This window comes from Paenibacillus sp. FSL H7-0690 (genome assembly GCF_037980415.1).
Classification (GTDB): Bacteria; Bacillota; Bacilli; order Paenibacillales; family Paenibacillaceae; genus Paenibacillus_AQ; species Paenibacillus_AQ odorifer.
Genome location: NZ_CP150281.1, coordinates 2640519 through 2654695, shown reverse-complemented (window position 1 = coordinate 2654695; position 14177 = coordinate 2640519). Strand labels below are relative to the sequence as shown.

The following is a 14177-nucleotide window of genomic DNA, read 5'->3' as shown; positions in this document are numbered from 1 at the left end:
TTCAACAAAAAAAGCCACAGAGAGGTCAAGGGGACTATATTGCCCCTTAACTCTCCGAAGCTTCGTGTTATACATTAAATCTAGCTACCAACCCTTGCAGTCCATGCGCCATTGTACTTAATTCACTCGCAGAGGATGCAATTTGTTCGACTGAAGCCATTTGCTCTTGTGAGGCTGCTGACACATGCTGAGTACTCGCAGCGGTTGTTTCCGAGATTTGCGTAACGTTACGAATTGACTCTACAATCTCATCCGCAGCCGCCGTAATCTCCTCCACGGCTCCAGATACTTCCTGAACCTGTTCGGCGAGTGAATCTATAGATAATCGAATCTCACCGAAGGAACGTCCCGCTTCCTCGATAATCTCCGTACCTCCCTTTACTTCACGCATGCTGCTCATCATCACCTTCATGGCATCATCTGCTTCACTTTGGATCCCAGTCGCCATTTCTGCAATTTGATTGGCGGATTCCGCGGACTGCTCTGCCAGCTTACGGACCTGATCGGCAACCACAGCGAAACCTCTACCTTGTTCACCAGCACGAGCTGCCTCAATCGTCGCATTTAGGGCCAGCATATTCGTCTGCGAAGCGATTCCTTTTATGACTCCTACAATACTGCCAATCTCCTGGGATCGATTCACAAAACCTTGGACCTGCTGTGATAAAGATTGTATGGAACGATTAATCGATTCCATTTGCTGTCCTGCGGCCTGAAGGGATTCATCTCCTGTAATGGCAAATGCCGCAGAGCGATGGGAGGCTTCCGAGATGTCCTGGACACTGGCAGCAATTTGACCGATTCCTAGTGATATTTCTGAGATTGTAATTGTATTGGTCTGCAAATCATTCATCTGTCTGGCTGTTCCGGAAGCGACTTCACCCATAATATCCGATATTCGTTCTGTGGCGCCTGCCGTCACTCCACTATCTGACCTAAGCTTTGTAGAGGAATTCGCGAGACTATTCGCCGATAACTTCACCTGTTCAATCATCGTGCCCAGATTATCTGTCATTTTATTAAAGTTAAACGCCAGTTCACCAATCTCATCTTTAGAACGAACACTTAATTTGCGCGTAAGATCGGCATCCCCATCTGCAATTTCCTTCAACTGAGTGTTCACATCACGAAGCGGTTTAATAATCCGTCCAGAAATTAGCAGCGCAAGGATCACCGCGAGCACTACCGACAATCCGGTCACACCAAAGCTAGTAATCAAACCGTTGTTACGATGCGAATTTGCCAGGCTTTGTCCATTCTCTATTTCCTCCATGAGCATGTTCTGAAACACAATCTGAGATTCAATCATAGCGTCTAATGACAGGTTCGTGAATTTCTTCTGGGCTTCCGGGAAGTTGCCTTCCTTAGCTAAGGCAAAAGCTTCCTTCAGAACGATTAAATAATCATTCCATTTGCTCTTCAGCTCAGCTACACCCTTTAACTCAGCTTCACTTAATCGGGCATTCTCCAGCTCTGTAATAGCATTTTCAATCAATGGGAGCATTTCTTCATACTGCGCCAGATATGAATTCCGCTCATCATCTGTGTTACTCATCACATAACGAGCACCCAGCTCATCTGCGGTACGAATCTTATCCGTTAAGCCTTGAACAAGTGACAGCTTGTCCCAGTTACGATTAACCTGATCTGTCAATTGGGTAACCTTCCCCTGAAACAATGTGTTTCCGGCTATCGCCACTAGAAAGACTATGATCACAGCAGTAAATCCTAAGACTATTTTCCCACGGATACTTTTCACCATCGGTTTTCCTCATCTCTATATGTATGTAGGTCTATTTGGTACTTTTATCCTACTAGCTCTCCCTTAAGCCTCTCTGAATTTGAACTGAATGTTTGCTTAAAAAAACAAAAAGACCCCTATTTCCGGCCGAGGGCAGGAACTAATGGTCTTTTGAGATCTTTTTATTCGTATAAATTTCCGTTAGCCAGCTCTGCCAGCTTCGATTCATCCAGTACGCTTAAGCGTCCACGATTTCGTGTAATGATTCCTTCATCAATAAAACGACGTACGATTCGATTAAGATGCCGATAGCTTGTGCCAAGCAATTCTGCTGTCTCAATAAGACTTGAGGTCCGAATCTCCTCCACCCGCCGGTCACCGTTTTTATCTGCGAACAAAGACATTAAATAACTGGCAAATCGATTCTCCACAGGATACAACAGGTTAAGTGCAGAGGCTTGACCGAGCGTATGCAATTTGTGACTAAGTTCTCCGACGAGAAAACGTAACAACGCTGTGTTTTCCTCAAGCTCTCTCAGGAGTAGTCTTCTCCCTGCAAAAAGAATCAAGCTCTCACCCACAGACTCCACTTGATTCTTAACAGGGAACCGGTGAAGCAGCTCTACATCCCCAATCACAGATATCGGATTTGTAAACCGCACCAGCATAGATTTGCCATTTGGCAGCAAGGTCTGGATTTTGAGCTTGCCCTCAACCAATATGAACATCCCATCCAATTGATCGCCAACCAGACACAGCTTTTCTTCATCCGCGTAACGTCTCAACTCCATTTTATGCGTTACCAGCGGGCTAAATATTCCGTCCAGACCGTTCTTCACTGCCAAGGCACGGACAGCCTCACGGTCATTTATCGTATGCATGTAGTGCCCCCTCTAATGTTTGCTCCAGTGTAATTTAGAATACCCCACAAAAAAAGGACATATGTCCTTTTTAATAAGGTTTTCCTATGACACTTTACATTACAACAGAATCCACACAATAACGAATCATATCTACCTTCTGATCCTGCAGCCAAAATTCAATACTCCGATGGTTGATTTTATCCACGTATCCGATAATCTCAGCCCCTTGCTCCCCTCTTTTATAATAAGAAGTGCCATAAGCCTTGATCACTTCGTCTGCTGAAGCTCCAATATGAATATCTCTTGCCGTACTCATCGTATGATCGGAATAGACGCTGATTAGAATGATCTTATCATCACCACGTGCTGTGGCTATTGTTGTCTCGTGACCCAGATCATAATACTGATACCGCTCTATATCATTATTTGGCTTAGGTTCCCTAGCGATTGAATCAAGGCTTTGAAGCAGCTGAATGCCGCCCAGACTTTCCTGTTCAAGATTGGTGCTGGAAACACGCGAGTAATGATTTTGTTTGGGCGCATTGTATAAATAGATATGATAGATCCCGTAACTTAAACCTACCGTAATAAAAATGATGATAAATGACCAGCCTCTTTTAAATGGCTTCTTCCTCACTGACCTCACACCTTCTTCTTACCTTTACTGTGCAAAATATTCAGCCAGCTCACGCTGCGCCAGATATTGCGGGAAATTAAACGACTGCCATGCCCACTCACGCTTATTGAGTTCTCTCCATTCATTCTTTAAAAAATCATCCAGCATCCCATCTTCCTGTTCACTAAACTTTATCAGAGAAGGGATGACCTCCGGAGATAAACGGACCAAATAATTGGCGTCCAATTTACCACTCGCTGCATAGCGATCCATATTTTTATTAGCGATAATAACATCCATCCCGATATAGTTCATGACGACGTAGGAGATCAAGCCCAGCACAATATAACATTTCGCCAATGGCACACGCTGAACAGCTATCCGTAAGGCTGCAACCACCAACAATAAGCCCATAAATATCATAAATGCATGCACTAAAAACCGAGTCGTGGTATAGCCATACACCTCTTCATAAAGAGTCAGACGGGTATAGGCGGAATATAGCATAACTGTCGAGCAACCAACCAGAATGTAGAGCAGAACATTAATAAATTTTTGCAGCCCTCCACTTCTTTTTCCTTCCGACACCAAAGCCAGCAGCAAAATCACGAAATTAATCGCAGCCACCATAATCAGCTCAAAAAATCCACTACGTGCGTAATCAGCATATGAGCTGCCCTCTGGTAAAATCCCTTCCCATGCTCCAAACAAGTAAGAAAACTGTACGAAAACAAACAATACATATACCGTGTTAATGGCTATAAGAATCGTCGTCATAATTATCGGATCCATTTTAAAGCTTACAGGCGCCAGCACTGGACCATATTCCTTAGGCTGCATATTCCAGTCATAGATTTTCGAATCCACATACCCCCACACTAAGCCGAACAAGCCCATGCCCAGCAGGATAATCCACAGCACCCGCACAAAACCTTCCCCAAATGAAATCTGATCCAGCACATTCGGCAGCGCCAGCAGTACATGATGAAACACTCCGTCCGCTGAGGACAGCAGAGTCACCACAACCAGCAATATTGGAAAAGAGATCGCAAGTCCTATCAGCACTTTCCCCATAACCTGCTTACGCTCGTCCTTCATTTTACTGCCGCCAGACCTTTTAATGATCGTAAACACAGTGCTCCAATGGCGGAAATTCTGTGGAAGCACATGCTCCAGCGTGTTCCCCACTAATCCAAGCCGGCTCCAAGCCGGCCGTTTATCACTAAGCAAATAAGTCATATGTAATAAAATCAACACCGGGATCACCAGCAGGTTCAGCCCAAAGAAGAAAAAATTATGAAAGAATAAATAGGTTAATGAAAGTAGAAAAATCGCTCCAAACCAGAAGTAACTGAATTTGTTAAGCTTGCGGATTTTAGCCTTGGCATAATAAAGCATGAACGCATAGAACAGACATACAAAGATTGGATACGATAGGCCCGCCAGCTTCCCATAAAATAAATACTGATGAACTATTGCCAGTAAGAACGCGGCAAGCAAAGCAGCAAGCGATCGATTAAGCCTAAGTCCCGTTCCCGTTTCCATTTCCTCGGTCATGGTAATTACCCCCATTTTCTTACTTTCTCATCCTTATTTTACGTGATAAAATAAGAAAAAAAAGAGAAAGAATTTATTTATAATTTCCTATTTTCCGAAAGGAACCAAAACAATGAAGCTGCATAGCCAATTTTTAAAGCTGCAATCTCATTTTGGGGGAGCCACAGAAATCTCAGTGACGATGGATGAGTTGGCATTGATTTTCGGCTGTACACACCGCAATGCCATGCATATTGTGAATAAAATGATGTTGCAGGAATGGATCAAATGGACGCCTAAGCGTGGGCGGGGAAGCCGCTCTTTGCTGCAATTTCTTGTTCCCTCCGAAGAAATTGCCCTTCAATCCATGATGCAGGCGATTAGCCGCAAAGATGTCCACAACGCTATAGAAGGCATCAAAACCCATGCCAGCTCCACCTCACTGCAGGATACACTGCAGGGTTGGCTGCTGACCTATTTTGGGCATCATTCTGAAATTCGTAGTGACAAACAAATTGATACTCTCCGGCTGCCTATTACCCAGCAGCTCCATACCTTCGATCCGCTCTATATGAATTTGCTGGCAGAGTCATTTGTTTCCAGCCATGTTTTCGACGGGTTAGTGAAACGAAGCGGTGAACGGGACAAAATTGTTCCCTGTCTGGCTCACGCCTGGGAAGTCGATGAGAGCCGGACGCTCTGGACTTTTTTTCTGCGCAAAGAGGTGTTATTCCATCATGGAAAAGTGCTGACAGCCAAGGATGTAGTCTATTCCCTGGGACGGTTGATGCAAACCTCTAAACGGACACTCTATAGCTATATTTTCAAAGAAATCCAGCGGGTCACCGCATTAAATCCATCTACCGTTCAAATTACGCTTAAGCAGCCTAATGAACTATTTCTGCCATTTTTGTGTACGAGCAGAGCCGCAATTGTACCGCGTGATTTAGAAGGAATGGATGAGCAGAGCTTTGGCCGTAGACCCGTGGGGACTGGCCCCTTTAAGGTTGTGGATATGACCGAGGACACTTGTGTGCTGGAGGTTTTTCCTTATTATTTTCAAGGACGGGCTCATTTAGATCGGGTTGAAATCCTTTATGTCCCGTGGGATACCGAAACGTCATCCTCTGATACGGGTTCTGCTTTTCACGTGATTCAGAATCCCTCATCCGCCAGTTCTTCGACCTGGAGCCGAATTCATTCGGAGTCTTCCATTCGGAAATTCGTCACCTGCAATACGCAAAAAAAGGGACCGCTAAGCGATCCCCTGCTTCGGGCAAAAATAGTCTCCTGTTTAAAAGACGATTCAGCGTCCATCGAGCAAGAAGCGATAATAGATCAAGAAATCACGTTGCAAATCTCTACGATTCCACAATATGCTGGCGATGCTGATTTTATTGCCACTAGACTAGAGCAACAAGGTTATAAATGCAATGTCATTTCCGTGTCTCCAGAGGAATTTAAAGGTCCGATTCGGCTGGAATCAGACCTGATTGTTTTCTCATTATTCCGTGACGAGGATGAACAACTTCGTTTATTTGATCTATACCTCACGCTCTCCCAGCATATTGAACCGCATACCCGGGCGGATATAGAAGGCTGGCTGTATACCATCGCGCGCGAACCTAATCCGGTGGCCCGAGCGGAAAGTTTCAGTATCATCGAGAACCGTCTGATTAAAGAGCACCACCTACATATTTTGTATGAAAAGCCGACTCAGACAGCTTATCTCCCCTCTGTCCGCGGGGTTAGCTTCAATAGCCAGGGTTGGGTCGATCTTCGTCATGTCTGGTTTCCGCCACTGCTCTCTAGCAGCAGCACGAGTTGATCTGCTTGAATTAAAAAATGCGGAAATCCAGAGCTTGCCCCGGATTTCCGCATACGCGATAAAGCTAATTATTAAGCTGCTGTTTTAGTCGTAGCTGTAACTGTAGAAGTCCCTGCATCCCACTTCACATCCATATTCAATCCCTCGGAAATAAATCTTACCGGAACCAGTGTCCGATTTCCGATAATTTGCGGAGGAACGTCGAGTGTGAGTGCTTTGCCATTGATGTAAGCAGTCTTGCTGCCAATGGCCATTACGATCGTTGTATTGTCTTTTATTGCGGTAATTTTCTTAGTCGTTTGATCCATGGTTACTGTAGCACCCAGAGCATTAAAGATTGCATTCACTGGCACCAGCACCCGGCCATCCTTATTCACAGGAAGCTGATCTGCAAAGCTGACCGCTGTTCCGTTTAAAAGTACGGATATTCCCTTAGTGCCCGTCGTGTTCGGATTCGTTGTTGATGGCGTTGTAGTTACAGAGGGTAGAGGTGTGACGTTAAGTCCTAGCTGGCCTTGCAGATTAGCAAGTCTGTTCAGCGCAAAGGTCATAATCGAACCTGCTGCCATTGTCCCCATACCTTGTCCCCCGCCTCCAGCATTACCTGTTGGAGGTGTAGGATTGCCATCAGTCGCAGTCCCTGTATTATCAGGACGTGCTGGCGGTGTCGTTCCATCCGGAGGTGTCATGCCCTCCATCCCTTCAGGAGGAGTCATGCCTTCCATCCCAGCTGGCGGAGTCATTCCTCCACTACCACCCATTTCACCTGTTGCTGAGTAAGTAACATTACTTTCAAATTGTTCCATGGTATAAAATTTGGTTGGGTCTGCTTGAACGTAAGGTTTGATCAAGGTAGCCAATTCAGTAATTCTGCTCTGAATTCCTTCCAAATAATCAACCAGCTCAGATACATATTTCAGGTATTTAGTCTTATATTCAGGCACTTCCAACAGATTAGCAATCATTGGGACCTGATCTAAACTTATCCCAAGCGTTGGATTATCAATTGATGCAGTTACTGCGCTGGTATTGGCTGCAAGGGTTGTTGCCGATGTAGAAGTTGTGCCCGCAGCAGCTGTTGTGTCTGTTGTACCTGTTCTGCCGCCTCCGCCACCAGAATACCCGTTAAAGGACATGTTCATATCCCATGGAAGTACACTAAATTTACCGGATGCATCCCCGTACAACATATAATTATGACCTTTATCCCCGTTATAGCTGTCATAGTTACCCAATACAGCATTAGCGGCAATATACTTCAGTGCCGAATCCACATCTAGCACACTTTCAATAGAACCCTTCTCACCGGCAGGCATCTCATTCAGCACCTTGATGAAGTTCTTTAACGAAGCTTTATCATCTTCTTTACCTGTATCATAAGTTATCGTTTCGTAGTCACTGCCTTCTTTGTACTGCAGATAACTTTTTTCTTCTGTATCATACAGAACACCATCGTCATAATTTTCTCCATAGGTACGTTCTAGATAGCTATCATCTATCGCTTCCACACCTACATAAAAACCATATAATTCTCCGTTGATATACAGGTTGGTGAACACAGTCAAAGGTGCATCCACACCTACAGAACGAAGCGCTTCGTAATGTAAATATTCACGAATATACGAAGGGTCCGAGAAATTATTGTTCAATACCATTTTATCAAGACCAAGTAACGTTTGCTTCTTATCATATTTATCAAATTTCAGCCGGAAGCTGTATCTGTCCGAGTCTGTCATACTGGCTACCGATTTTAACGTCAGATTCCCTTTAGTAGAAAATCCAACATTTTCAACAACATTCCCGTCAACTTCAACCTTAACTTTTTTGTATTCTTTTTCGAGGGGACTTGCTAATATACTTTTCCAATCCGCATCATCAATCGTTACTTTAACATCAATGATTCTGTCACCCGCGAACAGGGATTCATACGCTTTCGTTACACCTGCATCCGCCGCACTAACTACGGGCGTGTTTCCAGCAACACCAAACGCCGTTGAGACGATAGCAAGACTTAGTGTAGCTGCCATGAACTTTCTCAGCAAATTTTTCTTCTTCACCATGTGTAATCCTCCTTGAAGTACAGATTTATGTTTTCGCAGTTCAAGGAGATTGTAAAATATGAATCTGAATATACGCTGAATAGCTTGTCTATGCTTTGCCAGGTAGGCTGTTTATCAGCCCTTTGCCAATCAGATTAGCTGAAACTGGCGGTTTTCCGATCTCTCTAGCCCAGACCGATAATTGCCCGACATGATGAATCTCATGAGCAATCACATGGCGCATTACCTCACCCCAGGCATCGGTCACGATCCTGCCATCCGGAAGATGATCCTCAAAAATCCTCTGCTCCAGCCCCTCATGCCAAGCCGTTACAAAGGGTTCCACCTCTGTGTGGAATTTTACATCCAATTCTCGTACTTGCTGCAAAGTCTTGTACCGCTCAAAATCCTCTTGGAAATCCGGCTTTCCTTGCAATACTTGAATCCAGCTCCACTCCACATCAACAATGTGAAAAAGCGTCTTAAGAATACTGCCTACACCACCTATACGTGTTGCGAGCAGCTCCTCCTCAGAAATATCTCCACACCACTCATACCATTGTTCACGGACCATCCAGTTATATTTAAAAAATGTATGCAGGTTAAAAACCTCCTAGAAAGTTGTGTGCTTTTTAATGGGAGCTTAAATGTTTTCGGTATCCCTCCACCTTTTCATCTCTATAACCTAACGATTCATAGAACACATGCGCTTCCTTCCGCTGCTCACCGGAGACTAAAATGATATAATAGCAGTCTCTTTCCCGGGCTGCTTGTTCAATGGCGTTCATAAGTTTTTTGCCAACGCCTTGACGGCGTGCCCGCGCTGAAACCACCACATTCTCAATCACCATAAACGGTTTGCAGTCCCCCACTAAATCCTGACACACGATGCCCATCAAAGACCCTAGTAACTCACCCTCTACAAAAGCACCCAATAGAATGTAGCGGTTATCCGCCTTGACCCCTTTAAATACTTCTTCAAGCTTATTAAGGTCAGACGGTTTATTCATCAGCTCTTGATATAAATTCCCCAGTTCAGGAAGAGATTCCATTTCTATTTCTTTAATAACAACCATGATTGTTCATCCTGCTTTCTTTTAAATTAACAGCCCTGCTCATACACATATAGTCCACCATTCCGTGGATGAGATATACGCTTTCCATTATAACCTCTTTGGATCAACTGCTGCGTCAATACCTTCATAAAGAGTAATGCCCATAATTCCAAACTTCCTTCAACTCGAATTCATCTTTCTGTCCATCCCACTCTACTACCACTTTGATGATAGAATCCTCTCGCTCAAACGCACCAATCCCAGAATGTACGGACTTCAACTCACCTTTGACTCCCTCAATATTATTGCTGACTTCTTCTGTAGCCTGTTGAATATATTCCGCCGACCAAAAGTTCCTCCTATACCATTTGTAAATATCTCTGCACGATCTCAACGCGCTCTCCAACCGATAAATCTTCCTCTATTCGTAAAATAGGACATTCCAGTGTGGACATCCATTCCTCATGCAGCACTTTGCTCCTGACTTCAACTCCAGCAACATCATACAATGCCGCCCACTCCATAAAGGTCAGATATGCTTCGTATTTACTTCCTCCAGGCAAAATATGATCACCATATCTCTCGTACTCTCTGGCTCTTAATCTATCTAAACGAATTTCCGGTGGAAGTCCTAGAAAAATAACCAAATCGAATAATGGTCGAAGGCCATCTCCCCAGCCACATACCGCACCGCTTAAAATCCAAGGCTTCTTATGGGTCAAATCGCTTGTAAGTTTCGCTAATCGCGCATTGACCTCACGCTGCTTAGTGAATTTATGCTCCCAAAAATAGTCGTCACTGTCTAACTGTACATGTGGCAACACTTTAGCTAATTCGTAACCTAAAGTACTCGTTCCTACGCCTGAGGCTCCCATAATATGAATTCTTCTCATACACTCCCTCACCTTTAAGTGGATTTAAAGTTGCAATTCGGGCAATTTTCCTCCAAGTATAAAAACAAATAGACTGCTCTCTAAGTAAGCAAAGCAGTCCAATTATCGTATAGATCTTATTCCGTTATAGCTGCTACGTCTTTAGGAATCCGGCGTGCTGCATCCGTGGATATAGCTGCTTGTATTACTGCCAGGCGCACCTGTTCAACTACTTTTTCGTTAAAAATACTTGGGATGATATATTGCTCATTGAGTTCATCCGGATGAACGACCGATGCAATGGCTTTTGCCGCAGCCAGCTTCATTTCCAGATTCACAGTTCTAGCCCGGCAATCAAGTGCGCCACGGAAAATACCCGGAAAACATAACACATTGTTGATCTGGTTCGGATAATCACTTCTGCCTGTCGCTAGAACGCGAACAAAAGGTTCTGCCAAATCCGGTTCAATCTCCGGTGTAGGATTAGCCATCGCAAAAACGATGTTATCACTGGCCATGCTTTTGAGATGATCCACGGTTAGAATTCCCCCACGTGACACCCCAATAAAGACATCTGCCCCTCGTATAACCTCCGTTATTCCCCCCTCAATTCCCTCAGGATTGGTTGCGGCAGCAAGCTTCTGCCATTCCGGATTATCATACTGAAGATCTTTTCTGAGAACGCCTTCACGATCAACCGCATAAATATAACGCGCGCCCGCTGCCAGCAGCAGATTACATATGGACACCCCAGCCGCCCCAATACCCACAACAACAATCCTTGCATTTACAATAGATTTATTTACAACTTTAAGCGCATTCAAAAGTCCTGCAAAAGCCACCACGGATGTTCCATGCTGATCATCATGAAATACCGGAATGTCCAGTTCTTCCGCAAGCCGGCGTTCGATTTCAAAGCAGCGTGGCGAGCTTATATCCTCTAAGTTTATCCCTCCAAAGCCAGGAGAAACTGCTTTTACGATATTGATAATTTCATCCGGATCTTTGGTATTTAAGCACAGCGGAAAAGCATCAATGTTCGCCAATTGCTTAAACAGCATCGCCTTACCTTCCATGACAGGCATAGCGGCTTCCGGCCCGATATCCCCTAGTCCAAGCACAGCAGTGCCGTCCGAAACGACTGCAACTGTATTTCTTTTCATCGTCAGAGAATAAGCTTTTCTGGGATCTTCGGCAATCGCCGTACATACTCGGGCTACCCCCGGCGTATACACTAAGGATAAATCCTCCCGATTTTTAATCGGCATTTTAGGTGTGATTTCGATTTTTCCGCCAAGATGAGCCAGAAATGTCCGATCCGACACGTTGATTATTTTAATTCCCGGCATCTTCGATAATATTGAGATAATATCTCCATTAGCTGCGTCTTGCACATTCACTGTTATATCTCGGGTAGTGACATCCTTCCCTGCACGTATCACGTCAATAGCAACAATATCTCCGCCAGCTGCGGCAATTCCTGAAGCAACATCGCCAAAAGATGCAACCGATTTCCGAATTTCGAGCCTGATAATCATTGTAGTCGCAATCGACATGAATTAGCCTCTCTTTCTTCAATCCTATTATTTAAAAAATACTATACTTTCCCATTTAAACATATCTTCCGCCTATTAACTAGATCAACGAAAAATTTTTCTTCTTACAGTATTCCCATCCGCACCCGGTCCAAATACATCAGGTATGACAGCTACGGGCACAGAGCCATTTTTCCCATAAAAATAAAATTTATCATAATCTTAAGTGTATGTAAGCATAAACAAACCGTAAGCTCTTCTACTCTTCATTACCTTTTCTGCATGCTGTAGAGCATCCTGCCGATTTCTTTTCTCCACTAACCCTTTCTAGTTGTTCTCCTTCACTAAGGTCTGTACTGCTCTTCTAGCAAAACAACCTTACCTTCTACAAATGTCAGATGGAATAATCTATCCATTAGCTCTTCGCTAATAAAACTCGTATAGTCCCCTTGCTGATGTCTCGCCCCGTTTAGTTCAGCTATAGTTACATCAGGCTCCAGCTTAACCCGCTTGATTTCTTCGCTTGCATTTCGGATATAGAATCCATTAGGCAATGATTCGGGTTCTAGTACACCATCTTCTTTAGCTGCAATTTCTGCCGCCGCTCCACCGAACCATTCCACCTCATCCAGATCCAGATAAACCGTATTCCCTTCTGTGATAACGCCCTTTATAAAAGCTAATTTTTTCTCCACTTGCGGTAACTTATAAATAATTTTTTTCAGTTCCTCCACACTCTCACCCTGCACTCCGCTCTCAGAGTTAGATTGGATTGAAATCACACCCATAGTTTGAACTAGCTCCTTGGTAGTTGGGTTAGTCTCTTTTGGTGGCTTGTTGTAAAAAGAATATCCATTAAAACCAAGTGAGACTAATGTGATACCCACTAAGACTGTAACCCTTAAATTTTTCCATTTCATAAGTTTCACCCTCTATCACGCGATTTAACGGAACCTTAATAAACAATTGCGCTATATCATAGACAATCACAAGTTGACCGGGCAGAATAAATATTATATACATGTCTTACCTATAACGTAGTTGAAGGAGCTCACACTTATGACAGAATCATTTCAAGCGTTAGTTGTCGACAAAACAGAATCATCCTTCTCCGTAGCTGTTAAACCGGTTACCCTAGAGGATCTGCCAGCTGGAGAGGTTGTAATTAAGGTTGCATACTCCAGTGTAAACTATAAAGACGGTTTAGCCAGTATTCCAAACGGTAAAATTCTAAGAACATATCCCTTTATTCCAGGGATAGATTTATCCGGTATTGTGGTATCTTCCACAGACGAGCGGTTTCATAAAGGGCAGCAAGTCATTGCGACAGGATATGGTGTTGGCGTATCACACTTTGGTGGCTTTAGCGAATACGCTCGTATTCCCGCAGGTTGGATCACTCCCCTTCCAGAAGGCCTGACGCTTAAAGAAGCTATGATCTACGGTACTGCAGGACTGACAGCAGCCTTGTCCATACTAGCCCTGGAAGATCATGACGTTTCCCCGGACAAAGGCAAAGTACTTGTAACAGGCGCTACCGGCGGTGTAGGTGGATCTGCTATTGCCATGCTTGGCGCAAAAGGGTATAGCGTAGTGGCAAGCACAGGTAACGCCGAAGCTGCCGATTACCTTAGAGGTATAGGAGCCGAAGACGTGATCTCACGTGAAGAGGTCATTGGCGGCGCCAGCAAACCCTTGGACAAACAATTATGGCAAGGCGCAGTAGATTCGGTGGGTGGTGACACCCTTGCCGCAGTTCTGAGTAAAATCACCTACAGAGGTTCTGTAGCTGCAAGTGGCTTAACCGGAGGCACTTCAGTTCCAACTACAGTACTTCCGTTTATTCTTCGGGGTGTTAACCTTCTCGGCATAGATTCTGTGGAATGTCCTGCAGACCTTCGCCAGCAGGCTTGGAAACGGATGGCGAGCGATCTGAAGCCAAGTCAGCTGGAGAACCTCGTGGATCGTGAAGTCACGTTAAATGAGCTACCGCAAGCATTGGAAGATATTCTACAAGGAAACCTTAGAGGAAGAGTTCTTGTCCGTTTATCCTAGGTTTAATTACGAAACCTCCCGGAATCTAGAGTTCCGG

General features: G+C 44.4%; 13 protein-coding genes. 2 read left to right on the top strand and 11 right to left on the bottom strand.

Annotated features, from left to right (window positions below; genetic code table 11):
* Positions 1-67: 67 nt before the first annotated feature.
* The 4 genes from MHI32_RS11510 to MHI32_RS11495 form a co-directional block, all read right to left on the bottom strand.
* Complete coding sequence (locus MHI32_RS11510) at positions 68-1762, bottom strand: methyl-accepting chemotaxis protein (protein WP_340012369.1); 1695 nt, start codon at positions 1760-1762, stop codon at positions 68-70.
* 161 nt (positions 1763-1923) lie between these two features.
* Complete coding sequence (locus tag MHI32_RS11505; protein WP_076187360.1) at positions 1924-2622, bottom strand: cyclic nucleotide-binding domain-containing protein; 699 nt, start codon at positions 2620-2622, stop codon at positions 1924-1926.
* A 94-nt stretch (positions 2623-2716) separates the two neighbouring features.
* Entirely contained in the window at positions 2717-3241 is a 525-nt protein-coding gene (locus tag MHI32_RS11500) for a hypothetical protein (protein WP_076303022.1), read from the bottom strand.
* A gap of 24 nt (positions 3242-3265) precedes the next feature.
* Positions 3266-4777: a DUF4173 domain-containing protein gene (locus MHI32_RS11495; protein WP_248548029.1), complete on the bottom strand. Its 1512-nt coding sequence runs from the start codon at positions 4775-4777 to the stop codon at positions 3266-3268.
* A gap of 112 nt (positions 4778-4889) precedes the next feature.
* On the opposite strand from MHI32_RS11495, the gene MHI32_RS11490 reads away from it, so the two are divergent.
* Positions 4890-6584: an ABC transporter substrate-binding protein gene (locus MHI32_RS11490; RefSeq protein WP_076193877.1), complete on the top strand. Its 1695-nt coding sequence runs from the start codon at positions 4890-4892 to the stop codon at positions 6582-6584.
* A gap of 71 nt (positions 6585-6655) precedes the next feature.
* Here MHI32_RS11490 and MHI32_RS11485 read toward each other — a convergent pair whose 3' ends face one another.
* The 7 genes from MHI32_RS11485 to MHI32_RS11455 all read right to left on the bottom strand — a co-directional run bounded on the left by MHI32_RS11485 (position 6656) and on the right by MHI32_RS11455 (position 13005).
* Entirely contained in the window at positions 6656-8644 is a 1989-nt protein-coding gene (locus MHI32_RS11485; protein WP_076309242.1) for a CotH kinase family protein, read from the bottom strand.
* An 88-nt stretch (positions 8645-8732) separates the two neighbouring features.
* Positions 8733-9224, bottom strand: a complete 492-nt coding sequence (locus tag MHI32_RS11480; RefSeq protein ID WP_076309241.1) for a DinB family protein — start codon at positions 9222-9224, stop codon at positions 8733-8735.
* A gap of 31 nt (positions 9225-9255) precedes the next feature.
* Positions 9256-9699, bottom strand: a complete 444-nt coding sequence (locus MHI32_RS11475; RefSeq protein WP_340012366.1) for a GNAT family N-acetyltransferase — start codon at positions 9697-9699, stop codon at positions 9256-9258.
* Positions 9700-9823: 124 nt separating this feature from the next.
* Complete coding sequence (locus tag MHI32_RS11470) at positions 9824-9958, bottom strand: hypothetical protein (protein ID WP_256715869.1); 135 nt, start codon at positions 9956-9958, stop codon at positions 9824-9826.
* A gap of 79 nt (positions 9959-10037) precedes the next feature.
* Positions 10038-10571: an AAA family ATPase gene (locus MHI32_RS11465; RefSeq protein ID WP_340012365.1), complete on the bottom strand. Its 534-nt coding sequence runs from the start codon at positions 10569-10571 to the stop codon at positions 10038-10040.
* 116 nt (positions 10572-10687) lie between these two features.
* Positions 10688-12106 carry an NAD-dependent malic enzyme gene (locus MHI32_RS11460; RefSeq protein WP_076280480.1) on the bottom strand — a complete coding sequence of 473 codons (1419 nt, stop codon included), beginning with the start codon at positions 12104-12106 and terminating at the stop codon, positions 10688-10690.
* Between the two features lie 323 nt (positions 12107-12429).
* Complete coding sequence (locus tag MHI32_RS11455) at positions 12430-13005, bottom strand: hypothetical protein (RefSeq protein ID WP_076130639.1); 576 nt, start codon at positions 13003-13005, stop codon at positions 12430-12432.
* A 139-nt stretch (positions 13006-13144) separates the two neighbouring features.
* Between MHI32_RS11455 and MHI32_RS11450 the strand changes: the two genes are divergently transcribed.
* Positions 13145-14140 carry an acryloyl-CoA reductase gene (locus MHI32_RS11450; protein WP_076130638.1) on the top strand — a complete coding sequence of 332 codons (996 nt, stop codon included), beginning with the start codon at positions 13145-13147 and terminating at the stop codon, positions 14138-14140.
* Positions 14141-14177 lie beyond the last annotated feature (37 nt).